24 protein-coding genes and 1 tRNA gene are annotated in these 23342 nt (G+C 67.8%); 22 read left to right on the top strand and 3 right to left on the bottom strand.

Annotated features, from left to right (window positions below):
- Positions 1 to 23: 23 nt before the first annotated feature.
- On the bottom strand, positions 24 to 917 hold the full coding sequence (locus OHS16_RS22305) for a hypothetical protein (protein ID WP_328539006.1): 894 nt from the start codon (positions 915 to 917) through the stop codon (positions 24 to 26).
- 559 nt (positions 918 to 1476) lie between these two features.
- Here OHS16_RS22305 and OHS16_RS22300 point away from each other — a divergent pair.
- Positions 1477 to 2085 (top strand): DUF6234 family protein, encoded by a 609-nt coding sequence (locus OHS16_RS22300; RefSeq protein WP_328539005.1) that lies wholly within the window; start codon positions 1477 to 1479, stop codon positions 2083 to 2085.
- A 619-nt stretch (positions 2086 to 2704) separates the two neighbouring features.
- Complete coding sequence (locus tag OHS16_RS22295; protein ID WP_328539004.1) at positions 2705 to 3694, top strand: hypothetical protein; 990 nt, start codon at positions 2705 to 2707, stop codon at positions 3692 to 3694.
- A 390-nt stretch (positions 3695 to 4084) separates the two neighbouring features.
- On the opposite strand, the gene OHS16_RS22290 is transcribed toward OHS16_RS22295, so the two are convergent.
- Positions 4085 to 4903: a class I SAM-dependent methyltransferase gene (locus OHS16_RS22290; protein WP_328539003.1), complete on the bottom strand. Its 819-nt coding sequence runs from the start codon at positions 4901 to 4903 to the stop codon at positions 4085 to 4087.
- 56 nt (positions 4904 to 4959) lie between these two features.
- Between OHS16_RS22290 and OHS16_RS22285 the strand changes: the two genes are divergently transcribed.
- The 13 genes from OHS16_RS22285 to OHS16_RS22225 all read left to right on the top strand — a co-directional run bounded on the left by OHS16_RS22285 (position 4960) and on the right by OHS16_RS22225 (position 16438).
- The gene (locus tag OHS16_RS22285) at positions 4960 to 5676 is read left to right on the top strand and encodes a GntR family transcriptional regulator (RefSeq protein WP_328539002.1); all 717 of its coding nucleotides are present in this window, start codon (positions 4960 to 4962) and stop codon (positions 5674 to 5676) included.
- Positions 5677 to 6287: 611 nt separating this feature from the next.
- Positions 6288 to 6554 (top strand): DUF6284 family protein, encoded by a 267-nt coding sequence (locus OHS16_RS22280; protein WP_328539001.1) that lies wholly within the window; start codon positions 6288 to 6290, stop codon positions 6552 to 6554.
- Entirely contained in the window at positions 6551 to 7399 is an 849-nt protein-coding gene (locus tag OHS16_RS22275; protein ID WP_328539000.1) for a DUF2637 domain-containing protein, read from the top strand. Before OHS16_RS22280 ends, OHS16_RS22275 begins: the two co-directional genes overlap by 4 nt.
- On the top strand, positions 7399 to 8142 hold the full coding sequence (locus OHS16_RS22270; RefSeq protein ID WP_328538999.1) for a DNA methylase: 744 nt from the start codon (positions 7399 to 7401) through the stop codon (positions 8140 to 8142). The genes OHS16_RS22275 and OHS16_RS22270 overlap by 1 nt, the downstream gene beginning before the upstream one ends.
- Positions 8142 to 8474, top strand: a complete 333-nt coding sequence (locus OHS16_RS22265; RefSeq protein ID WP_328538998.1) for an RRQRL motif-containing zinc-binding protein — start codon at positions 8142 to 8144, stop codon at positions 8472 to 8474. The genes OHS16_RS22270 and OHS16_RS22265 overlap by 1 nt, the downstream gene beginning before the upstream one ends.
- Before the next feature lie 14 nt (positions 8475 to 8488).
- Positions 8489 to 8863 carry a DUF6251 family protein gene (locus OHS16_RS22260; RefSeq protein WP_328538997.1) on the top strand — a complete coding sequence of 125 codons (375 nt, stop codon included), beginning with the start codon at positions 8489 to 8491 and terminating at the stop codon, positions 8861 to 8863.
- Between the two features lie 273 nt (positions 8864 to 9136).
- Entirely contained in the window at positions 9137 to 10924 is a 1788-nt protein-coding gene (locus OHS16_RS22255; RefSeq protein WP_328538996.1) for a MarR family transcriptional regulator, read from the top strand.
- A gap of 96 nt (positions 10925 to 11020) precedes the next feature.
- A complete protein-coding gene (locus OHS16_RS22250; RefSeq protein WP_328538995.1) occupies positions 11021 to 11935 on the top strand; it encodes a bifunctional DNA primase/polymerase in 915 nt (304 codons plus the stop codon).
- A complete protein-coding gene (locus OHS16_RS22245) occupies positions 11932 to 12276 on the top strand; it encodes a hypothetical protein (protein WP_328538994.1) in 345 nt (114 codons plus the stop codon). The genes OHS16_RS22250 and OHS16_RS22245 overlap by 4 nt, the downstream gene beginning before the upstream one ends.
- Complete coding sequence (locus OHS16_RS22240) at positions 12273 to 13436, top strand: DUF3631 domain-containing protein (protein WP_328538993.1); 1164 nt, start codon at positions 12273 to 12275, stop codon at positions 13434 to 13436. Before OHS16_RS22245 ends, OHS16_RS22240 begins: the two co-directional genes overlap by 4 nt.
- A 181-nt stretch (positions 13437 to 13617) precedes the next feature.
- Positions 13618 to 13815 carry a helix-turn-helix domain-containing protein gene (locus OHS16_RS22235; protein ID WP_328538992.1) on the top strand — a complete coding sequence of 66 codons (198 nt, stop codon included), beginning with the start codon at positions 13618 to 13620 and terminating at the stop codon, positions 13813 to 13815.
- Positions 13815 to 14963, top strand: coding sequence for a tyrosine-type recombinase/integrase (locus OHS16_RS22230; protein WP_328538991.1), 1149 nt, complete (start codon positions 13815 to 13817; stop codon positions 14961 to 14963). The genes OHS16_RS22235 and OHS16_RS22230 overlap by 1 nt, the downstream gene beginning before the upstream one ends.
- A gap of 194 nt (positions 14964 to 15157) precedes the next feature.
- On the top strand, positions 15158 to 16438 hold the full coding sequence (locus OHS16_RS22225) for a PIN-like domain-containing protein (RefSeq protein ID WP_328538990.1): 1281 nt from the start codon (positions 15158 to 15160) through the stop codon (positions 16436 to 16438).
- Between the two features lie 172 nt (positions 16439 to 16610).
- On the opposite strand, the gene OHS16_RS22220 is transcribed toward OHS16_RS22225, so the two are convergent.
- Positions 16611 to 16685 (bottom strand) — tRNA-Val (locus OHS16_RS22220).
- Positions 16686 to 16950: 265 nt separating this feature from the next.
- Here OHS16_RS22220 and OHS16_RS22215 point away from each other — a divergent pair.
- From OHS16_RS22215 to OHS16_RS22185, 7 genes are all read left to right on the top strand, one after another.
- A complete protein-coding gene (locus OHS16_RS22215) occupies positions 16951 to 17724 on the top strand; it encodes a DUF4097 family beta strand repeat-containing protein (RefSeq protein WP_328538989.1) in 774 nt (257 codons plus the stop codon).
- Positions 17725 to 17758: 34 nt separating this feature from the next.
- Positions 17759 to 19150, top strand: a complete 1392-nt coding sequence (locus tag OHS16_RS22210; protein ID WP_443042667.1) for a hypothetical protein — start codon at positions 17759 to 17761, stop codon at positions 19148 to 19150.
- Between the two features lie 299 nt (positions 19151 to 19449).
- Positions 19450 to 20187 (top strand): FadR/GntR family transcriptional regulator, encoded by a 738-nt coding sequence (locus OHS16_RS22205; protein ID WP_328538987.1) that lies wholly within the window; start codon positions 19450 to 19452, stop codon positions 20185 to 20187.
- Positions 20184 to 21329 carry a galactonate dehydratase gene (gene dgoD / locus OHS16_RS22200; protein WP_328538986.1) on the top strand — a complete coding sequence of 382 codons (1146 nt, stop codon included), beginning with the start codon at positions 20184 to 20186 and terminating at the stop codon, positions 21327 to 21329. The genes OHS16_RS22205 and dgoD overlap by 4 nt, the downstream gene beginning before the upstream one ends.
- Before the next feature lie 84 nt (positions 21330 to 21413).
- Positions 21414 to 22085 (top strand): bifunctional 4-hydroxy-2-oxoglutarate aldolase/2-dehydro-3-deoxy-phosphogluconate aldolase, encoded by a 672-nt coding sequence (locus OHS16_RS22195; RefSeq protein WP_328538985.1) that lies wholly within the window; start codon positions 21414 to 21416, stop codon positions 22083 to 22085.
- A 23-nt stretch (positions 22086 to 22108) separates the two neighbouring features.
- Positions 22109 to 23038, top strand: a complete 930-nt coding sequence (locus tag OHS16_RS22190; RefSeq protein ID WP_443042784.1) for a sugar kinase — start codon at positions 22109 to 22111, stop codon at positions 23036 to 23038.
- Between the two features lie 38 nt (positions 23039 to 23076).
- The gene (locus OHS16_RS22185; RefSeq protein ID WP_328538983.1) at positions 23077 to 23295 is read left to right on the top strand and encodes an FmdB family zinc ribbon protein; all 219 of its coding nucleotides are present in this window, start codon (positions 23077 to 23079) and stop codon (positions 23293 to 23295) included.
- Positions 23296 to 23342 lie beyond the last annotated feature (47 nt).

Below are 23342 nucleotides of genomic sequence, written 5' to 3'. Positions count from 1 at the left end.
CTGTGTGGGGCCGGCCGCCGCTGTCACCCCGCCTTAGCGGGGTCAACCCCGGACAGGACAGCGGCGGCCACTGCCTGCTTCACGCCACAAGCCTCCTGCTCATCGGCTGGGGCGAGCCACAGTGGTATCAGACGCGACGCGGAAGACGAGGAGTCCATGCGCAGGTAGTGGCAGGCGCCGTTGATGTGCACCGCGAGAACGTAGACGTCATCGCCGTCAGCCTTGCCGGAGACCACGCGCACGGTGTCGCGGGCGGATACGAGCCGCTTGTCCTTCAGCAAGTCCACAGCGCCTTGCGGAGTATGCGCATATCCCGCGGTAGCCACTTGCCGGTACACATAAGTCCCGGTGGGCTGCCGCGCAAGCAGCTCACCCATCTGCGCCACGAGGCTGCCGGGCTTGCTATCGGTCCGCGAGGCGGGGCAAGTCATCGTGGACTGTTTCACGCTACCTGCGCCGAAACTGTAGGTGTAGCGGTAGCAGCGGACCGGATAGGCGCCTGCGGCGACGGTCTCCGTGCCGGGCGGCAGCAGCCCCAACATCACCTTCGCCGTGTGGTTGTGACCGCCGGACTGCCCCTGCCCCGTGCCGGCACTCAGCAGCGCTCCGCCGTGTGCCTCGACCTGGGCGACGAGCGTGCCCTCGGTAAACTGCCCCCCGAAGGTGTGCCCTGGCGACCAAAAACCTGCATTCAGGTCGCGACGCAGGTCCTTGGCGAGCTCGGCGGCCTGAGCGTCGACGGCGGACGTGTCCGGAGCGGTGATTCTCTGGTAGAGCAAGGTGCCCGCCACTCCCGTGGCCCCGGAAACGAGTGCCGTCACCGTGAACAGCAGGACTCGCAACCCAGCACCGCGCCCCCGCGCCTCCCCCGAACCGGACAACCGGTCCTCTTGAGCCTCCGCAGCGTGCGTCGTCATGTCTTTGCCCCTGTCAACGGGAGGTCTCAACTGCCTCGCTGCCGCCGTATATTGCCAGCCTCCTCGTAACGCCAGGCCGGGGGCTACCGCTCCGGCTGAGCTCCCCCCGCCGGGGGCAGCCGCTCCGGCATGAACTCCGCCGCCTCTGCATTCGGGCTGCCCCGGCCTTCACTTCGCGTGGCGGGTGAAGAGGAAACGGAAGTTGGGTTCGCGGCCTTATCTTCAGCAGGTCGATCACGATGAATCGTCTCCCTCTGACACATCATCCTGCTTCAGGACAGGCGGTCCGCACTGGTGCGGCGGCGATCGCTGTCGTTCGCGCCTGTTGATGGCAAACGCTGATGTCCGGTGCAAGGGCTCCCTCTACGGATTCCACTCGGCACCTATGAGGCTTGCGCGCGGGCTGCTCCACATTGGTCGGCCGGTGGCACGCTGACTGCGGCGGCGCGATGAGGGCGGCGCATCCACATGGTGTGCTCATGTGTGGTGCCTGCCACGACAGCATGCTGGACGGCATGCGAACAACAAGCTGTCACGCGCAAACGGAACGGTGCTGGGTATGAGGCCCGGGGGTGAGCCGTCGACTGGCGAGCAGGTCGGGGTCAGCGTGGCGCTACTCATCATCGATCTGATGGTCATCGCCTGGTTGGTGTTCCGGTACGGGATGACTGGCTGGGCCGACAGCTACGACCAGGACAATCCGCCCAGCGCGCCCAAGGAAGCGTTACAAGGAATGTGGCTCCTGGTCGGCGGCGTAGTCGTCACAGGCGGTGGGCTCCTTGCTCTGCGATGGCGTATCCCTGGCGTCATGCAGCTGGTTGGCCTGGGTCGGAGCAGCGCTGCTCGCCTTCTCTGCCTACCCGTGAATAGCGCACATCGGATCCACCCCAACCCATCGCATCCCCGGCTCCCATCACGTCCGCCTTCGACCCACACACCCTGGAGCGGGCGTGGTCCAGGGCGCCAAGGTGGAGCGCGCCCCGGTACGAACGCCCTTCACACCTCGGGCTGCCACTGCTTGGCTCTGCCTCGGTCGAAGGCGTTCGGGATGGAAGCCCCACAACGCTCCCACCAACCCGCCGGCACCCGCGAACGGCGCCCGACTCCAGCCCGGAGCCTGAACGCCCACGCCGGAGGCATGCCTTGTGCCTGTCGTTTACCTCGGTGAGGATCTCTGGCTCCGGTTGCGCGACCGGCGTAGCCAAGGCCCGGAGCAAGGCGGAGGCAGCCGCTCAGGGCTGCGCCCACGCCATGCGCGGGGTTCTTGAACCCGTAGAGAAGGTTTCTGCCAACGCCCAGGAGGAGGATCTTTCGCCCATCACGAGGCGGTTCCGGTCAGCGGTGACCAACCTCCACCCGCTGACGTCAGAACTGAATGTCAAAGGCCCCCAACCATGATCAGTTGGGGGCCTTTGCACTGGTGGGCGCGGACGATTTCGAACCGCCTACATCTGCTTTGTAAGTTCGCCCAGGAAGGGTCAACCGGGCCCCCGAGCTGGCACCGACCTACCGCCGCTGCCCGCCTGACACCGCCCACGTGCGTTGCCGTTGATGTCACCGGATGTCAGAGGCCGGCCGACGTCCGGCGCCCGCCCGTCCACGATCACCAGTTGCGCCAAGTGTCAGCGACCTCCCCACGGGTGACGCCGCCGTTCGCGGTTAGTGCTGCCACGTCCACACCATGGTCGCCCAAGGTGACGTCGATGTACTTGCACAGCTGTTCCTGCTCCGCTGGCGGCCGGTCTGGGCACCGACATGGTCACACCTCCGAGTCCAAGCTCAGTACGATGCGCCGAACGAAACCTACTGGAGGGACGCTTGTGCTTTCACAAATTTCCGCCATCTGGAACTCTGCATCCAAAGAGGTTCGATTCATAGGCAAGACTCTTCCGATCGCAGGAGGGGCGCTCCTCACGGCGGGAATTATATTTGACCTAACTCACTTTTGGGGCGAATTTTCTTTTCTTGTCAACATGACCTCCAGCGTGGCCGCCGCATGCTTCGGTGTCCCCTTCGTACTCTTGTTTCTTGGATGGCTCACAAGAAAGGAGTCCGACGCCGCAGACCGCAGACTGGCAACAGCAATTTCCATTCAGTTCGCTGTCGATTTCGAATCTTCGACATTGGCAGTAGCCAAGCCTGGCGTTCCGGCAACCGTTCGATCAGACATGGAGCTATTATGCCGCGACTTCGAGGCATCCATGAAACGAAGTATGAGACTCCTGACAAACGCAAACGCGTTCAGCAACCCGGACGGGTCGGCGAGGAATAGGGACACGGAGCGGTATAAGACTGATCGGGATACTCAAACCCACGCATGGCAGTGCGAAACAGGATCCAATGGTATCTCCGAGGTTGCTTCAATTCTGCGCGACTTGGCAAATGAGACCGAAATACAGAACCGCCTCATCAAATCCGCCATCCAACCGATGGGACGCAAGGAGCGCGCCAATTGGATTATGCGAGTTCGATACCAGTGGGAAGCACTGGAGAGGAATGCTCGGCCGCGGCTCGCAGTGTGCGGATACCCGTGGATTTCGACACCGGAAGTGATCGTTCATGCACTTGGCACTCTTGACGAAGTTGCAGGCAAGAGATGGGAGTTCAAGGAATTTCGCCTATTTCACAACAAGGGGGAAATGAATTTCACTCACATACTAAATTCGGCACGTGTCAACAACGCAGCCAACGTTGACCGGATTGCCTGGATTAAAGCCGCTACTGCTCTCTGCACAGAGGCCGGAAGCGCGCGTTCTCATTTTGAGGGCCTGAGTTGAGGTGCCTCCCCTAAGACGACCCTAGCCCCGCTTGGGCGTCGACTGCATCCAGCTTCTCAGCGCAGTCGGCGTTCCGCCCCGGTCGTTTCGGGGATCCTCGGGCGCAGTCAGAACGCCGTGACGACAGCGTGGGCAGAGAGACGGGGCGCTGCTCGACAGCGCGCTTACAGTCGATCCCGACCAGGCCGGCCGGGAGCTTGGCGAGTTGAGGCCCCTCGCCATGATCGGCGAGGGGCCCTTGCACTGGTGGGCGCGGACGGTTTCGAACCGCCGACATCTGCTTTGTAAGTTCGCCCGGGAGCCCTTACGAGCTTGGCCAACGCGGCTTCTGTCACGCTGCGCTGTGCGTGGAAGTGCTCTCCGGTGCAGTGGTGTGCGCCCACGTTGCCGTCACTGATTGCCGTCAGGCGCCCTGCCGACGGCAAGCAGGTGCGAGCTGGCGGCGAGCAACTCCGGGTACGGCTCTGCCATCCGCGCCGCCGCCATGGCAGAGGCAATCAGGTCATCCGTCGGCCCATCGCCCGGCTGCTGTTCAGCCGCCTTCACGAGGGACCATGCCGGTCCCTCGATCCCGAAGACCTGAACGTCCTGGAGACCTGCGGCGACCAGTTCCGCCACGAGCTCTTCGGCTCGGTGGAAGTACGACAGGGTGAATCCCCGCACGCCGTCGTAGACAGCCGTCTCCAGGATCTTGGAGACGGACGCATGGATTCGTTCGGTGTGCAGGTGGGCGTACGTGACGTGCTCGAAGAGCGACGCATAGCGATTGATCGCGGCGGCGGCGACCAGCCCGCCGGGCTTGGCGACACGGGAAGCTTCCGCCAGCGCCTGTTGCCTGTCGGCGGGGTCGGGCAGGTGGTAGAGCGGCCCGAGGAGCTGTACGACGTCGAAGCTGTCGTCTGGCTCGGACAGGGCACGAGCGTCCCCTACGGCCGCTGGGCACACCGCCGACGCGGCCTCAACGTGACGGGGCACCGGGTCCACCAGAGCGACGTTGTAGCCGTCCTTCACCAGCCACTCAGCATGAATCCCGGTTCCCCCGCCCACGTCGAGCACACGCGCCGGCGCGGGGGGCAGAAAGCGTCGGAGGAGTTCTTGAGTCCTGGCCAGTTCCATCCGGCCGTCTGCCGAGCTGCGCAGGCGGCTGTCCTCGTTGACCGTCTCGCCATAGAACCGCATCACGGAGGGAGCCAATTCGAGATTCGACATGGTCGCAGTATCGTGTGTACCGGTGGACCAGTCCAGGGCAGGAATTAGGGGAAACCATGGCAGTCCTGAAGTACGAAGAGATCGCAGAGTTCCTGCGCGCCCGCATCGCCGCTGGTGAGATCGCTCCCGGGGAGACGATCCCGTCGGGCCGCGAGCTGGCCGAGCAGTGGGATGTGTCACGGGCTACCGCCATCAAGGCCGTCGATGTTCTGCGGAACGACGGCGTGGTCGTGGCCAAGCAGGGAACCGGATTCGTCGTCACGGAAACGCCCGTGGCACGCCCCGCCGGCGCTCGCCGCGCAGGGTCGGCGCGCATCCTGGGCGGCATGCCGTTCCTGCGCGTTGGTACGCCTGACTGGGCGGAACCCCCTGCCCACGTCGCCGCCGCCCTCTGCCTCTCCCCCGGGACTAAGGCGCTGCGGCGCGTTCGCGTCCTTCAGCTCCCGGACGGAACCCCGAATAGCTGCGTCGAGGCGTGGTTCCCCCCGGATGTCGCGGAGGTATCACCACGCCTCGCCGACACCAACCCGATCGCCGAAGGCACAACGCGCTACGTCCGACGTCAGACCGGGCGAGGCCCGGCCGAAGGCGTGGACGTCACCACCGTGCGCCTTGCGTCGGAGACGGAGGCAGACCGCCTGAAGGTGCCGCAGGGGGCACCGGTGGCCGTGCTTCTGCACACGGCGTATGACGAGCAGGGGAAGCCGCTGGTCTGCGAGGAGGGCGTCACGCCGTCCTCGTACTTCGAGCAGGTGGACACCTACGCCATGTAGGCGCAACACGAGCAACAGAGACGGCTGGACCGGTCCACCGGTTCAGCTTTTTTTGTTGCCTTGAAAGCGCTCCCCACCTGCACCTTTATTCGTGATGGAGTGACGCCGCGCGGATTCATCGCTTGACTGGACCGGTCCACCGGTCCAGTCTCTTGTTGTGGCCATCGCCCGATCCGGAATCTCCGGAGGGGGCCAATTCCGTCACGCCAAAACTCAACAGCGTGATCCACCGCAGCACGGCGGCCGTGACCGTTCCGGCCGAGGCGAGTGGAGACCAGCCGACCGAGACACGGCCCCCTTCACACCGGGGCCCACACCCCCTGACCGGGGAACGCCATCGGCTCTAAGAACCTCGCGGCACACCTTCGAAACTGCGACGACTTCCGGGATCTCGGACCTCCCCGGAACAAGCAGCGCCGCGCGACATCAGGAGAACCGAAGCACCAGCGTTCACGGTGCCCGGCATTCGGGCCTGCCTCTTCGGCGGGCTGCGGTGCCGGGTCGCCGTGGTCGCTCGTAGCCCACGAACGACCAAGACGGCGCGCGGCCCCGGTGGTGAGACACCGGGGCCGCTGTTCGGGCCGTCCCACCTACCAGGGAGAAAACGACCCATGAAGACCATCGCTGCACTTCAGTCCCTTGTTACGGCCGAGTCGCTCGACATCGAGCCGACCACTGCTGAGCTGGACGCGATCGAGCAGGAGATGCCGCTCATTCAGGCGGAACTCAAGCTGCTGGATGCACAGATCATGACCATGGACCGCCCGGCCAACGAGCTGGACGCCCGGCGGGTTCGCCGGGCAAGCAACCGGGTGCTGGCCACCCGCCGGGACCTGACGAACCGCGCCCGCATCGTGCAGTCGGACGGTGCGGCATGAACCGCTTCGGTAAGGGCCTGCTCGTGTTTGCCCTGATGGTCGTCGTCGCCATGGCATTTCGCGTCTCGTGGAACGCACTTCGAGACGTGGCCAGCGCGACCGGCGCGGACAAGACCGCCGCCCTGCTCTACCCTTTCGTCGTCGACGGACTCATGGCGCTGGCGCTGGTCGCCACGCTGGTACTGACCGACGAGGCCCGGCGGTTCGCGCTGCGGGTGCTGGCCGCCTACACCCTGGCTTCCCTGGTCCTGAACTACGTGCACGGCCTCGTCCCGGAGCTCCACGGCGGTTCGGTCGACTGGGGTCGACTGGCCGACTGGGACCCCGCCAACTGGGCCCTGGTCCTGCTCGCCACGTCGCTGCCGGTCGGGTCGATCTACTTCGGCTCCGACCTCGTGGCCAAGGTCCTGCATCACCGACCGGTCGAACCGGCGAATGCGGCGAAAACGACAGAGACAACCGTAAATCGGTCTACCCCTGACCTGGGAGAGTCGATCCCAGCCCTGGTTGCTCCGGTCACTGCGCGGCCTGCCCTTCCGGCTTCCGTGCCGGTCGACCTGGTGAAGCGGATCGAGCCGGTTCCGGTGCGGGCGGTGGCTGCCGAGTCGGCTCGACCACGTGCGGCGACCGGCCGCGTCCCGGACGCCGCACGGACGCCCCGACCGGTCCGCACGGCGGGTGAACTGCTGGACGAGGCACGCTCGGTGACCTCCGACTGGCCGATCGGGGACCTGACGGCCGAAGGGATCCGCAAGGCCGTCCACACCTCCGCCGCCAAGGCCCGTGTGCTGCGCGAGACCCTGCGGACCGAGCGTGCGGACGGTCCGGCCAAGGCAGTGGCCTGATGCGCCGGCCGCGAGTCCTTGATCTGTTCTGCTGCGCGGGCGGGGCGTCGATGGGCTACTACCGGGCCGGGTTCGACGTGGTCGGCGTCGACATCGTCCCGCGCCCCGCCTACCCGTTCCGGTTCATCGAGGGCCATGCGTTGGACGCGGCGAGGGAGATGTGCCAGGAGTTCGACCTGGTCCACTACTCACCGCCCTGCCAGGCATCCTGTGCACTGACCAAGGGAACCAACCGGGGCCGACGTGACCACCTGGACCTAATTCCGCAGGTGCGGGAGGTGTGCGAGTGGTACGGCGTCCCCTACGTCATCGAGAACGTCCAAGGCGCCCAGCTCCGCAAGGACCTACTGCTGTGCGGGGAGATGTTCGGCCTCTCGGTCCTCCGCCACCGCTACTTCGAACTCGGACCGTACTGGGCCCCCCGACCAGCCCCGCACAAGCCACACCGTGGCCCCGTGCGGGGCTGGCGGCACGGCGTCTGGCGCGACGGCCCCTACATCGCCGCGTACGGCAAAGGCGGCGGCAAGGGCTCCGTCACCGAGATGCAGCAGGCCATGGGCATCACCTGGACTGACGTCCACGAGGAACTCACCGAAGCGATCCCGCCCGCCTACACCGAGCACATTGGCCGGGACTTCATCGCCGACGACTGGGGCGCGGCCACCGTGCCCTGCCCAGAGGTCCGACTCGTGCAGCTCGCCCGCAGCGCCCCTCATCCCAGCGAACTGGGGGTGGCTGCCTGATGAGTATCCCGACCTATCGGTGGCGCCTGGCCCCGGACGGCTACGCGACCCGCCGCCAGCTCCGTGCCCTCGGGCTGCGGCCCGGCGGTCAGGACGTCGCCGCACAGCTCGAACGCCCCCGCCGACGCCGGGGGCCGCTGGTCGCCTACCTCTACCGCATCGACCAGGCCAAGCCCGTCCGCCCGATGACACCGGGCCGCGCCGCCGCTCTCGCCAGGGCGATGGCGGCCCGCCGGACCTGCCCTGAGTGCCGTCGTGATGCCGGGTACTGCATCCCGCGCTCGCTCGGCATGTGCGTGCCCTGCTCCGACTCGTTCGCCCCCGCGGCTTAGATCGAAGGAGAACCATGGACCAGCACCTTCCCGCCCCCAGGGCGGTCACGGTCGTCCAGCTCCCGGACGGCACCTACACCTACGCCGACGCCACCCACCTGCCCGCACCCCAGCAGGCGGCGCCGCAGCAGATCGTGCAGCACATCCACCAGGCGCCGCCGGACCGCACCGTCCAGCGCATCGCGCTCGGTTCCGGCGTCGGTGCGGGCGCGGTCGCGGCCGGTGTGTACTTCGGCCCGCTCCTCGTCGGTGTTCTGACCGCGATCGCGGCGAACCTCGCGCTGCTGGCCTTCCTCGCGGCCGTCATGGCGTGGGGCGTGGTCACCGTCGTGAAGTCCGTCAACGGCACCGGCACCAAGACCGCTTCGAAGTCTCTGCGCCGCCGGTAACCACGCCCCTGAACACCCAAAGGCCGTAGGTGGCTCGTAGGGCTCCCGACCCCCCTTCCGGGTGGGTTGAGACCCCCCGGTCCGCGCACGGCCGCCACAACCCCCGTAGCGACGCAGGGTGACCGGAGTTTCCGGCCTCGCGCGCACACGCGTAGGGGCCCCTGGGAAACCAGGAAACCGGAAACACCCTCACTCCACGTACATACGCACCCGCGTGAGGGCGGGCCGTGCAGGGCCCGCCCTCACCGACTCAGAACCCTTGGAGAAGATCCCGTGAGTCAGTCTCAAGTCTGGCGTACACACCGCCAGTACACCGCCACCGCCGCCCGATGGAGCGCGGACCGGTGGCGCAAGGAAGCAGACCGCCGCCGCACTCTGCGCGCCGACCGCAAGCCCCTCGTACGCGATGCCCGCCGCGCCCTGGCCACCGCCCGCGCCATAGACCCCGAGGGCATCACCCCTCTGCGCCACCGTGCCGAGCGGGAGTTGCGCACGGCCAGGCGTCGGGTCCCTGACCCGATGTGGCTGTTCGCGTCGAAGACCGCCACCGCCCTCGGGGTCGCCGGGTACGTGTGGCTGCCGCAAGTGTCCGTCCGCGCGTGGGTGTGGTCCGCCATCGCCGTGGTCGCAGCCGTCACCGCCCTGACGGTCTGGGCCGCCGTGCGCGGGCGCGACACCACCGGACTCAAGCCCACCGCCGAAGAGACCGCGCTGCTGAAACGCCTCCAGCCCCAGCACTGGAAGGAGCACGCCGAACAACGCGGCCTCGCCGGAACGCTCACCGGCCGGCCGAAGCTCACCGACGCCGGAATCATGTGCGCGGTCCGCCTCGAAGGGACATGGACCGCGACCAAGCTCCGCAGCGCTGAAGACCACATCCGCGCCCTGCTCGGAGCCCGCACCAGCCTGCGCATCCAGACCAAGGCAGGCAAGCAGGGCGGGTGGGCCGAACTCATCCTGCGCACCCGCAGCGCCGCCGACGGTGACGACCTGACGTGGACGCCCGAGCGTCGCTCCCTCGGCATCGACAACGTGACCGGCGAGCAGGTGACCGTGCCTCTCGGGGAACGGCTCCTGATCGCCGGACGCTCCGGCGCCGGAAAGTCCGTCGCCTCCCGCCCGCTCCTCTACGACGCCTCCGAGGGCCCGGCCAACGCGCTGGTCATCATCGACCTCAAGCGCGTGGAAGGCCGCCTGTGGGACCACCGGGCCCGCGTCGCCTCCACCCCGTACGAGGTCATCGACGTCACCGACGAGCTGGAGACGGAGATGCTGGAACGGCTCTCCGTCCTGCCCAAGGGACAGGACACCTGGACCCCCACCCCGGACCGGCCCCGGATCACGGTCGTCGTCGACGAGGGCGCCGAAGTCATGACCGCCGCCGACAAGGTCCCCTACGAGACAGAGACCACCGACGGCAAGACCCGCACCGCTAACCGGTCCGCTCTGCCCGCCTTGGAGTCCATCGCCCGCATGGGGCGGGCCGCGTGCATCGACCTGTGGTGGATGACCCAGAAGCCCACCATCGGCGACGGCATCCCCAAGCAGATCGCACCACAGATCGGCGTCTCCATCTGCCTCGCCGTCCGCACGCCGGCCGAAGCCCGCGTCGTCCTCGGAGAGGACGCACAGGCCAAGGGATGGACCGCCGACGAACTCCCCGTCCCCGGTGTCGCCCTGATCCGTGACGGCAAGCGCAAGCCCGACCCGGTCAAGGTCCGCTACATGGACAAGGCCGTCGTCATCGCCCTGCCCGACCGCACCCCCTGGTCACGTTCGGGGACGACGACAACGGAAGCCGCGGGCACCCCGACGCTCACCCTCGTGAAGGACACCGCGCCCGAGACGGCACCGGCCACGGACGGTGCCACCGCCCGCGTACTCAAGGCCATCGAGACCGCCGACGAACCGGTCCGACAGAAAGACTTGGTGACACTCACGGGCCTGTCGAAGGGTGCCGTGTCCAAAGCCGTCAAGTCCCTCACCACCGGTGGCACCGTCGCGCGCACCCCGGACGGCTGCCTGACCGCCGCACGCGGCGACGAGTCCGCCGCCGCCTGACACACCCGCACAACAACGAGGGCGGCCGCCCTCTCACGCCAATGAATCGGGGCCGCCCTCGTCAACCAGCACTCACGAGAACTGGAGACACCCAGCATGACCCATCACCCGCCGACCGCGCTGCTGTCCGCAGCCTTACAAGCCGCCGAACACGGCTGGCACGTCTTCCCGCTCCGGCCTGGGGGCAAGCGGCCCGCCCTCCACGGCGAGACCGCATGCCCCCGCACCGGCCCCTGCACCACCGGCCACCTGAAGTGGGAGCAGCGCGCCACCACCGACCCCGAGCGGATCCGCGCCGCCTGGTCCACCGGAGCGTGGAACGTCGGGATCGCCACCGGGCCGTCCGGGCTGGTTGTCGTCGACCTCGACCAGCCAAAGCCCAACAGCGAAGAGGGCACGCCTGACGGCGCGGCCAACCTTTCTGCGCTCTGCGAGCGCGCCGGGCACCCGGTGCCCCGCACCCGCACGATCCGGACCGCGAGCGGCGGACACCACCTGTACTTCACCGCCCCCGCAGCCGCCCGCCTCCACAACACCGCCGGAACCCTGGCTCCCCTCGTCGACACCCGGGCATGGGGCGGGTACGTCGTCGCCACTGGCAGCATCATCAACGGCCACCGCTACACGGTCGAGGGGCCCGCCCTCATCAACCCCCTGCCCGCATGGCTCCTGCAGCGGCTCACGCCTCCGCACCCGAAGCCCGTGGCCACTGTCCCCGGGCCTGTCTCGGCACCCCTGCGGACCCACCGGTATGCCGAAACCGTCCTCCAGCGCGAGCGGGAGACCGTCCGGGGCGCACCCGAGGGGCGGCGCAACACCACCCTGCTCGCCTCCGTCCGGGCAATGGGCCGGTTCGTGGCATGGCGAGACCTTCCCCGCCACGTCGTCGAAGCGGCTTTTCAGGCAGAGGGCGAGGCCGTGGGGCTCACTCCGGCCGAGTGCCGCGCCACCATCGCCAGCGCCCTGGGCTGGGCCATCCGCACCTGCCGGCCACGACCGGAGGCAGCATGACCACCCGCGCCAATCTCCCTCTGAAAAGCCTCCCCAACCCGCCCCAGCCTCGCCGAATCGGCCCCGGCCACACCGGCGGTGATGCGCCGAAGGTCGTCGTCGAAGGCGTCCGCGTTGCCGTTCTCCCTGGCCCGCGCACGGTCACCGTGACCGGCATCCAGCCCGGTCTGACCGTGCGCGGACTCGGCCGCAACGAGACCCCCGTCGCGGACTGGCTCTGTGCCTGCGGCCACCACGAACGCGCCCGGGGCCGCCGCGCCGTCATCGAGCTGAACGCCCGCGCAAGCGTCCAGCAGTGCCCCCACACCACACCCGCCGTCTCTGGGAGGGCCGCCGCATGACCGACCCCACACCGACCACACCTCCCATCGACGGCGCCGCTCTCCTCGACGAGGTAGAGGCCTTCCACCGCCGCTTCAACGTCTTCCCGAGCGAAGCGGCGTTCGTCGCGGTGGCTCTGTGGGACGCGCACGCTCACCTGCTCGACTGCTTCGACTCCACCCCCCGCATCGCCTTCCTGTCCCCCGAACCGGGGTCCGGGAAGACCCGGGCACTGGAGATCGTGGAAACCCTCGTCCCGCAGCCCATGACGGCCGTCAACGCGTCCGCCGCGGCCCTGTTCCGCAGCGTGTCCAGCGGGAACGGGAAGCCCACCATCCTGTTCGACGAGATCGACACCGTCTTCGGGCCCAAAGCCGGGGACAACGAGGAACTGCGCGGCTTCCTGAACGCTGGACACCGCCGCACCGGGGTCACTTACCGGTGCATCGGCGACGGCGGACAGCAGACCGTCCAGGCCTTCCCCTCGTACTGCGCGGTCGCGGTCGCCGGTCTCGGCTCGCTCCCGGACACGATCATGAGCCGGGCCGTCATCGTCCGCATGCGCCGCCGGGCCCGCAACGAAACGGTCGAGCCGTTCCGGGCCCGCATCCACGAAGCCGAAGGGCACAAGCTCCGAGACCGTCTCGCCCAGTGGGCTGAGCACGACAGCAGCTCCATCATGGGCGCTTGGCCGGAAATGCCCGACGGGGTCAGCGACCGGCCGGCCGACGTGTGGGAACCGCTGCTCGCCATCGCCGACGCGGTCGGCGGTCACTGGCCCGAGCGGGCCCGCGCCGCGTGCGTGACTCTCGTAAATGCCTCCCGTGCCAACGACAAAGGCAGCATCGGTGTCCGGCTGCTCACCGACCTGCGTGACCACGTCATGGTCGGCATCGACCGCCTGCCCACCGTCGCCATCCTCGACAGGCTCAACGCCCTGGATGACGCCCCGTGGGCCGACCTTCACGGCAAGCCGCTCGACAACCGGCGCCTGTCCAAGATGCTCGCCGAGTACATGACGGCCGACAACGAGCCCATTGCCTCCCGCAACATCAAGACCGCCGGAAGCGTGCTCAAGGGCTACTACACCGCCGATCTCTGGGACGCCTGGGCCCGCTACTGCCCCCCACCCCCGGAAAGTCCGCTACCTCCGCTACCAGGCACCGAAAATACGGCCTGACCAGCGCAAACCCGGTAGCGGCAACCGGTCTCGGCTACCGCTACCCATCCGCTACCGCTACCTCGTCCGCTACCTCCGACAGACCCTCTCACCTGCGAGGTAGCGGCGGTAGCGGAAGTAGCGCCCCTGACAGGAAGGGGCCCCGGCCCCTCTTTCGCTCTGCCCAGGAGGCAGTGACCCGATGAGCGCTCCCCTGTCCAACATCCCCGAGGCATTGACGGTCCCCGAGGTCATGCACGCACTGCGCCTCAGCAGGTTCAAGGTCTACGACCTCATCCGCTCGCGCGAACTCAAGAGCATCACAATCGGCCGATGCCGCCGGGTGCCCGCCGACGCTCTCCGCACCTTCATCGACCACCAGTTGGAAGAGGCTGCCTGATGGCACGTAAGAGGAATCCGAACGGCGCCGGCAGTATCTGGCAGCGCAAAGACGGCCGTTACGAAGCGCGCGTCTACGTTCCCCAGCCGGACGGCACGCGCAGGCGCAAGACCGTCTACGGCAGCACCTGGGACGAGTGCGACACCAAGCGGCAGGAGCTGGTCCTTCGTGACCGGCAAGGCGTCCCGACGCCCACCCGTTCGGCCAGGCTCTCCGAATGGCTGCCTTACTGGCTGGAGGAGTTCGTCAGGGACGACCGCAAGAAGACGACGTACGCCAAGTACGAGACGCACGTACGCCGGTACCTGATCCCGCACATCGGCTCCAAACGACTGGAGGCCCTCGGTGCGGCCGACGTGCGCCGCATGCTCACAGCCGTGACGACACAGGCCACGGCTGCGACAGCCAAGGAGTCGCACCGCGTCCTACGCAGCGCCCTTACGGCCGCATGCCGCGAGGAGCTGATCAGCAGGAACGTGGTCAAGCTCGTTCCAGCCCCCCGGGTGCAGTCGCGCGAGCTGAAGCCGTGGGATCTGGAGGAGACGACGACCTTCCTGGAGGCCGCGAGGAGGGATCCGCTGTACGCGGCGTTCGTGCTCGCCGTGGCTTTGGGGCTGCGGCGGGGCGAGGTTCTTGGACTCCGCTGGTCAGACATCGATTTGGAGCGCCGCACGCTCACCGTGCGGAATCAGATCCAGCGGGTGCAGAAGGAGCTCTACGCGGACTCCACGAAGAACCGCCGCACGCGCGCCATCCCCGTACCGCTCATGTGCGTGGCGCCGCTGCGCTGGCAGCGTCTCCGTCAAGCCGCGCAGCGCCACGACGCGGGGCAGGCCTGGCATGACAGCGACTACGTGTTCACGACCAGGACCGGGCGAACGATTGAGCCGAGGAACCTCAGCCGATCGTTCGAGCGCATCACGGAGGACGCGGGACTGCGCCGCATTCGCCTGCACGACGCTCGGCACGGATGCGCCACGCTCCTGTTCGCCGCCGGTGTGCCGGCACGCGTCGTGATGGAGATCCTGGGTCACTCCCAGATCGCCGTCACTATGAACATCTACACCCACGTGTCCGACGAGAACCGGCGGGAGGCGATGGGTCACATGGATCGGCTGCTGCGGCGACCAGCCCGACGCGTTCTCTGAGCCCCGCTGCGTCCGTCCCGAAGTTCGCCTGGGGCGGACGCAGCGATGGGACCGCCCCACAGAGTCGCCGGTAGGGCTCCACAGCTCGATCGAGACCAGGCAACGAGCAACTGACCCTCCAGCCAATCATGCCAAAAACCCTCGGTGGCACTCCCAGGTCCGATATTCTAATTCACCCGACCAGAGAGGGCCCAATGAAGAACATATTTAGCGAGTACTATTCACCCTCCGATGCGAAGTATTCACAGTTCCTGAAAGAAGGACTCATCGCCCTAGATGCAAACGTCCTCTTGGCCCCGTATAAGGTCGACAGCGATGCCCGGAAGCAGATTTTCGAAATTCTCACCCACCTCAAAGATCGACTCTGGGTTCCCTATCAGGCAGGCTACGAATTCTTCAAGAACCGGCCCGCCGTGATGGCAGGAGAGGATAAGGTATATCAGTCCCTCGAAACTCCACTGATTGCGGCGCGCAAAAAAGTCGAAGAGCACCTCAAGAGCATCGCAGGGCATCCGGTGATAACACCATCGGACACTAAAGATATCTTGAACGGCATAGATCAAATAATTTCCAAAATCCACATTCTGCAGAAAGGGCGCGATTCGCGATTGGAAGACTCACTACGCGATGACGCAATCCTGAAAAAATGGGAGGACCTTCTGGATTCGCGTATAGGTGAGCGCCCTAGCCCTGAGAGCCATCACGCAATGATTGAGACCGTCACCAAGCGGTACACGGAGGGGACCCCGCCTGGCTTGCAGGACGAGGACAAGCCAGATAATTCCCACGGGGACGGGATACTCTGGCTGCAACTTCTCGACAAAGCCAGAGTTACCGAGTCACCCATTCTACTGATAACGGACGACGTCAAGGATGACTGGTATAGGCGACACGGAGGGAAAACAATTGGCCCACGGATCGAACTCGTTCGAGAGATGCAGGATTCGGCAGGTGTTGCATATTACCAACAACCACTATCCTTCTTTGTCCAGCGCGCGGGCAAAGTTCTCCATAAGCCAGTATCCGAAAAGACCGTTCGGCAAGTGGTGGGGGCATCCGCGTCTGTCATTTCAGGATCAGCATTCGAGAACGCAGTCTACTCAGAACTGCTTACACAGTTCCCTGCCTCAGATATCACCCAATACGTACAGGACTTTGCGCCAGTAGATCTAGCCGTTCGGGTTGGCTCCGCGGTGGTAGGGGTGATAGTGACTCTAGATTCCACCTTGATTCACCGCAACACCGGGAAATTCCTAACGCAAGCTATCAACGGACGCAAGTTTGATGCCATATTGCTCGTAACACCCAAGCCGTTGAGTGCGAGACATCAAGATTTCCTCATGAATCTGACAGAGGATTCTCCCAAACCATTGAACGCCGTCACTTGGCATCCAACACGCCTCAATTCAGTTCGCCTCAGTAAGGCCGTACTTTCTCTGGCCGACCAAGCAATTTCCACCGTCTTGAGGTCATAGACACAGCCGAAAGTCGCTCCAGGCTGGTGCGCCTCAGCCCGACACCGCACCAGGGCAGCGTAAGCAAGGTGACGAGAGCGCCGACGATTCCGTCACCGGCCCTTGGACGGCAACTGCCGTCACCTACTGCCGTCAACGCCCCCGCAGCGGCTCGCTGCGGGGGCGTTCTGGCTGGTGGGCGCGGACGGTTTCGAACCGCCGACATCTGCTTTGTAAGAGCAGCGCTCTACCCCTGAGCTACGCACCCGTGGATGAGGGATCAGAGTACATGGCCGGAGCGCCCCGCTCGAAACCTGTTGTGGTCGGCAGGCGGGCGGGAACGGGCCTGGCGCCGCCCCCGGCACCAGGCCGCGGATCAGCGCCGCGCCGGCGCCGGGGAGGACCAGGTGCCGGCGCGGAACCGGGACAGGGCCGGGGGTTACCCCCACCCCCGTTCCGGTGGGCGGCCGGATCGTCCGGGGTGGGGGTGGGTTCGTACGGTAGGAGCAAGTCGGCAGGGATCAACTGGGGGAATGATCATCGTGGCAATCCGTACCCGAACGATTCTCGTCGCAGGCGCGGCCGCCGTCGCGGCCCTCGCACTCTCCGGGTGCGGAGCCGATCCCTCCGACGCGCCCGCCGAGCACAAGTCGTTCGCGTTGAGCGGGAAGACGCTGACTGTCGACTCCGACAACGCCTCCATCGAGCTGGTGCCGGCCGACGTGAAGACGGTTGAGGTAACCCGGCGGGTCGACGGCTGGGTCTTTCTGGGGAGCGGGCCCCATGCCTCCTGGTCGATGAAGAACGACAAGCTCACGCTGCGGTTGAAGTGCGACGCGCTGGCCAGCGACTGCGCGGCCCGGCACCAGATCAAGGTGCCTCGCGGGGTGACGGTGGTAGTGCAGGACGACAACGGGAGAATCACGGCCACCGGCTTCACCACTCCGCTGAAGCTCCGCTCCGACAACGGGGCCGTCGTGGTCCGGGACTCCGCCGGAGCGCTGGACCTGAGCAGCAACAACGGATCGGTGAATGCCGAGAACGTCTCATCGGGCTCGGTGACCGCCGGCTCGGACAACGGTGCGGTCCGGCTGGCCTTCAGCAAGGCGCCGGACCGGGTGAAAACGGTCAGCGACAACGGGGCCGTCGAGATCGCGCTGCCCACCGGCACGGGCCTCGCCTATCGGGTCGACACCAGCAGCGACCACGGAAGAGTCAAGATCAGCGTGCCCAGGAACGACTCCAGCACCCATGTGGTGAGCGCTCGCAGCGGGAACGGTGAAGTCACCGTGCGAAGCGCGAACTAACCGGCCCGTGTGTTCGTCCTTACCTGGTGGGAGAATGGCCGGGCAGGACGGACCACCACGGGAGAGGGATGTGACGGCAAGACGCGGGCAGCCGTATGCGCGAGCGAGTGCCGTCCGGGATGTCCTGACGCTGATGGTCCTTCCGGTGCCTCTGCTGGCCGCCCTCGCCGGGGCCTTCGCCGGCGGGGGTACGCGGCGCTGGTTCGGCGGGCGCGGGGAGAACCACCGGGCCGAAGCGCAGGCCGCGAAGGATGCGGCGGCCGCGGCGTTCTACGACCTGGACACCGCACAGCGCGACCTGCAGATCTCGATCGAGACCATCACGGCGGTGGACAGTTCGCCCGATGCCCGCAGGGTGACGGCCGATTTCGCCGCGCTGGGGCGGCGGATCGACGAGGCCAGTACGTCGTACATCACCGCGGTCGACGCCCACGACCTGGACCGGGACGATCTGGAGGTCTCGGAGGTCGCGCATGCCCGTACGCAGCTGACGCTGGCCAAGGACGAGCTCGTCCGGGTGAAGGGTGAACTCGACAGGTTCGCTCAGGGGCTCGGGCCGCTGCTCGGCAAGGCCGAGACGCAGCTGGCCAGGCTCGCGCCTGCGGTGGAGCGGGCGCGGCAGGCGCTGCTCGCAGCGAGCAATGCTCTCGATTCGGTGCGGGACTCCGGGCTGAAGGCCGATGACCTCGCCGCGCGGCTCGCGGCCCTGGGGCCCGAGCTGACCATGCTCAATCAGGGAGCCGGCCGGCACGGCGTGACGGAGACGCTGCGGCGGGCGGACCAGGTGCTTCGTGATGCCGAAGCGATACGGATCGAGGCGTCCCGGCTGCCCGAGCGGGCCGCCGAGATCGACCGGCGGCTGGTGTCCCTGCGGACCCGCGCCCAGGCCCTCACCACGCGGGCCGGCACGGTCGAACCGGTGCTCAGTGAGCTGAGGCGGCGGTTCACCGCACCGTGCTGGCAGGACCTCCAGCATGTGCCCGAACAGGCCGCGGCATCCGTGAAGCAGGCGGAGGCGAAGCTGAGGGAGGCCTCCACGGCGCGTGCCGAGCAGCGATGGCCCGACGCGACCTCCCTTCTCGGCACGGTCAGGGCACTGCTGAACAGCACCGACGAAGCGGTGTCTGCTGCCGCAGGGCGGCTGGAGCGGCTCAACGCCGTGGCCAAGGATCCTGAGCAGGAGATCCAGCGGACCCGGTTCGCGATCCGGGATGCCCAGCGGCTGGCGATGACCGGCCGCAACACGCCGGAGCCCCGGCACGCACGCCCGCTCGACCTGGCCGTGGAGCGGCTGGAGCAGGCGATTGCGGGGCTCGGGGGCCGGCATCCCGACTACTGGCACTTCCTGACCGAGACCGAGGACGTCAGGAAGACCGCGGCGCGGGTGGTCGAGCAGATCCGCGAGGAGCGCGGCGCGGGCCACTGACGTGGTTGCGGGTGGAGCGGCGAGGCTATACGGGGGCTGCGGCGGGGCCAGTGACACGTGACGGCGCTGCGGTAGCTGTGACAGAGCCGGTGACACGTATCGGAGCAGCGGCAGCCTGCGTCACCCCTGCCGAGAATTAATTGATAATTAACGAGTAATCATGCGAGGCTTGCCCCGTCTCCCGATCCCCGGGTCGCGGGGACGGCAGCGCCCGACCAGTCCAGCACCAGCACCAGCACCAGCACCAGCACCAGCACCAGCACCAGCACCAGCACCACAGTGCCCGGAAGGAACCCGCGATGCCCGCACCCGCGGCCGCGCCCGACGCGTCGTACATCGGCCGCGGTGTCCACCGGGCCGCCGTCGAAGCCCTCGCCCGTCGGATCTTCGACGGTACGTACGCCGAGGGCGCCACCCTCGACCTGCCTCAGCTGATGGCCGAGCTGGACATCAGCCAGACCGTGCTGCGCGAGGCCATCAAGGTCCTGACCGTGAAGGGCCTCCTCGACGCCCGGCAGCGGCGTGGCACCTTTGTCCGTCCCCTGGAGAACTGGAACCTGCTGGACAGCGACGTGCTGCGCTGGCGTGCCGCGTCGGGCTCGGGCGCCGGCGACGACAGCTTCTTCGACGAGCTCTTCGAGCTGCGCCGCTCGGTCGAGCCCGCCGCCGCCGCGCTGGCCGCTCTGCGCAGGACCGACGACGACCTCGCCGCTCTGGACACCGCGCTGGATGCGATGGGCTCCGCGGAGAACGATCCGGCTCTGCTCGTGGCAGCGGATGCGGTGTTCCACACGGCGCTGCTCGCCGCCTCGCACAACCGCTTCTTCGTACAGATGCAGCGGGTGATGATCCCCGCGCTGATCGAGCGGGACCGGGTGGTGCACGCGGGACAGCCGGCACATCCGCTGACCGTGCATTGCGGCGTCGTGGACCGGATCCGCGCCGGGGACGCGGACGGGGCGTCCGCCGCCATGCTGGAGCTGCTCGCCTTCGGCCGGCACGACCATCACCGTCACACCGAGGGAAATACCCAGTGAAGATCAGCCGCATCGAGACGTTCCTGGCCCCGCCGCGCTGGATGTTCGTACGGGTGGAGACCGACGAGGGCACCGTCGGCTGGGGCGAGCCGGTCGTCGAGGGGCGGGCCGAGCCTGTCAGGGCGGCCGTGGATGTCCTCGCGGAGTATCTGATCGGCGCGGACCCGATGCGGATCGAGGACCACTGGCAGGTGATGACCAAGGGCGGCTTCTACCGCGGCGGCCCCGTCCTTTCCAGCGCGGTCGCAGGACTGGACCAGGCGCTCTGGGACATCAAGGGCAAGACATACGGACAGCCGGTGCACCAGCTGCTCGGCGGACCGGTGCGCGACAGCATCCGGGCGTACGCCTGGGTCGGCGGCGACGAACCCAGTGCGGTCCGTGAGGCGGTCACCGAACAGGTCGAGGCGGGCTTCACCGCCGTGAAGATGAACGCCAGCGGCCGGATGACACCGATCGCGACCCGGGCCGAGATACGGGATGTGCTGCGGCGCGCCGAGACCGCGCGTGAAGTGCTCGGCGAGGAAAGGGACTTCGCGCTCGATTTCCACGGCCGGGTGTCCGCGGCCAATGCCCGCCGGCTGTTGCCGCTGCTGACCGAGACCGCGCCGCTGTTCGTCGAGGAGCCCGTGCTCTCCGAGCAGTTGCACGTGGTGCCCGATCTGGTGAACGCCTCCAACATCCCGATCGCGCTCGGTGAACGGCTCTTCGCCCGGCATGAGTTCCTGCGTGCGCTGCAGGCGGGTGTCGCGGTCGTGCAGCCCGACATCTCTCATGCGGGCGGCATCTCGGAGCTGCGGCGTATCGCCTCACTCGCCGAGGTGCACGGTGCACAGATCGCCCCGCACTGCCCGCTGGGCCCGGTCGCCCTGGCCGCGAGCCTCCAGGTCGCCTTCACCACCCCGAACTTCCTCATCCAGGAGCAGTCCATCGGCATCCACTACAACAAGGCCGCCGAGCTGCTGGATTACGTCGCCGACCCCGAGCCCTTCCGCTTCCGCGGCGGTTCACTGGTGCGGACCGACCGGCCGGGTCTGGGTGTCGAGGTCGACGAGGCGGCGGTGCGGGCGGCCGACAGGAAGGGCCATGACTGGCGCAATCCGGTGTGGCGACACGAGGACGGGGCGTTCGCGGAGTGGTGACGCCCGGCGCGACTGGAACGGTGACGGCTGAACAATGACGGCTGAACAATGACGTCAGGAAGCACGACGGCAGCAGGAAGCACGATGGCAACAGCAAGCAGGACGGCAGGAACCATGACGGACTTCACCACGGTGCTGCGGAGAGAGCGGCTCGTCGCCATCGTCCGCGGTAACGACCCCGAGGCCGCATTCCGGACCGTAGTGACCCTGGTCGGGGCCGGGCTGCCACTGGTCGAGGTATCGCTCAGCGGCGCCGACGCGCTCGGCGTGATCGGACGGGCGCGGGCGGAACTGGGGGACGACGCCTGGCTGGGCGCAGGCACGGTGCTGACCGCGGACGACGCCCGCCGGGCGGCGGACGCCGGTGCCAATCTGATCGTCACGCCGGGTCTGGGGCCGGGGGTGGACGAGTCCGTACGACTGGAGCTTCCGGTACTGGCCGGGGTGGTCACCCCCACCGAGGTGATCGCCGGGGTGGCGGCAGGCGCAGCCGCCCTGAAGCTCTTCCCCGCTTCGGTCGGCGGTCCTTCGTATCTCAAGGCTCTGCGGGCACCGTTCCCCGATGTGCCGTTCGTGCCGGTGGGCGGGGTGGACGCGGCAGCGGCCGCGGAGTATCTGGCGCTGGGCGCGGTGGCGGTGGGTGTCGGATCTCCGCTGACCGGGGACGCGGCGGATGGCGGTGATCTGGGTGAACTCCTCAAGCGGGCCGATGAGTTCGTGCGGGTCGCAACCGAGGCGGGAGCGGTGCGGTCGTGAGTGTGTTCACCTTCGGGGAGTCGATGGTCGCGCTGCGCGGCAGCGGTCCGCTGAAGCTCGGCGGCACCATGGCTGTCTCGGTCGCGGGCGCCGAGTCGAATGTGGCCATCGGGCTGGCGCGGCTGGGGCATCCGGTGCGCTGGGCGGGTGCGGTCGGTACTGACGAGGCCGGCGAGCTGGTGCTGCGGACCCTGCGCGCCGAAGGCGTCGACGTCTCGGGCGCTGTTCGTGATGAGGGCGCGCCGACCGGTCTGCTCCTCTTCGAGCCGCGGCTGCCCGATGTGACGAGGGTGCACTACTACCGCGCGGGGTCGGCGGGTTCGCGGGTGTCCGCCGACGATGTGGCCCGATCGTTCCGCGCGCAGGGGGAGTCGCCCCGGGTACTGCACCTGACCGGCATCACTCCCGCTCTGTCGCCGCAGGCCCGGTCCGCCGCCGAGCGGGCGCTGGAACTGGCTGCCGAGCACGGGGTGCTGGTCAGTCTTGACGTCAACTTCCGCTCACGGCTGTGGAGTGCGCAGCAGGCCGCGTCGGTGATGCGCGACTGGGCGCCGCGCGCCGACGTACTCATCGCATCGGACGACGAGCTGCCGCTCTGCCTGCCCGACGGCGCCCCCGACGACCCCGCCATGCGGGCGAAGACGCTGCTGGACGCGGGCACCGGCGAGGTGGTGGTGAAGCTCGGCCCGGCGGGTGCGACGGCTTACACGGCGGCCGGGGAGCTGCACTGCGCGGCGCGTCCGGTGCGCAGTGTGGATCCGGTGGGTGCGGGGGACGCCTTTGTCGCCGGATATCTCTCCGCGTTGCTCGACGGCGCGGACACAGCGGGCCGGCTGGACCGCGCGGTGACCACGGGTGCCTTCGCGGTGGCGACGCCGGGCGACTGGGAGGGCGCTCCGACTCGCGGCGAGCTGGGCCTGCTGGGGGCCGGGCCGGGCACCGTGGTGCGCTGAGCGGGCCCTGCCGCTCAGCAGGGCGTTAGTGTGGGCGCATGCCTCGTTACGAGTACCGCTGCCGCACCTGCGGAGACACCTTCGAGCTCAGCCGCCCGATGGCGGAGTCCTCCGCGCCCGCCTCCTGCCCCGACGGCCATGACGACACGGTGAAGCTGCTGTCGACGGTGGCCGTGGGCGGGTCCTCCGGCGCTGCTTCGGCCGCTCCCACCGGTGGCGGCGGCGGTGGCTGCTGCGGCGGAGGATGCTGCGGCTAGCAGAAGGCACCGGGCACCGGGGGAACACTGCTCCCGGCCGGCTCGCC

The organism is Streptomyces sp. NBC_00344, assembly GCF_036088315.1.
Classification (GTDB): domain Bacteria; phylum Actinomycetota; class Actinomycetes; order Streptomycetales; family Streptomycetaceae; genus Streptomyces.
Note: the sequence above shows the minus strand (reverse complement) of the source record. Positions and strands in the feature narration are given on the sequence as shown.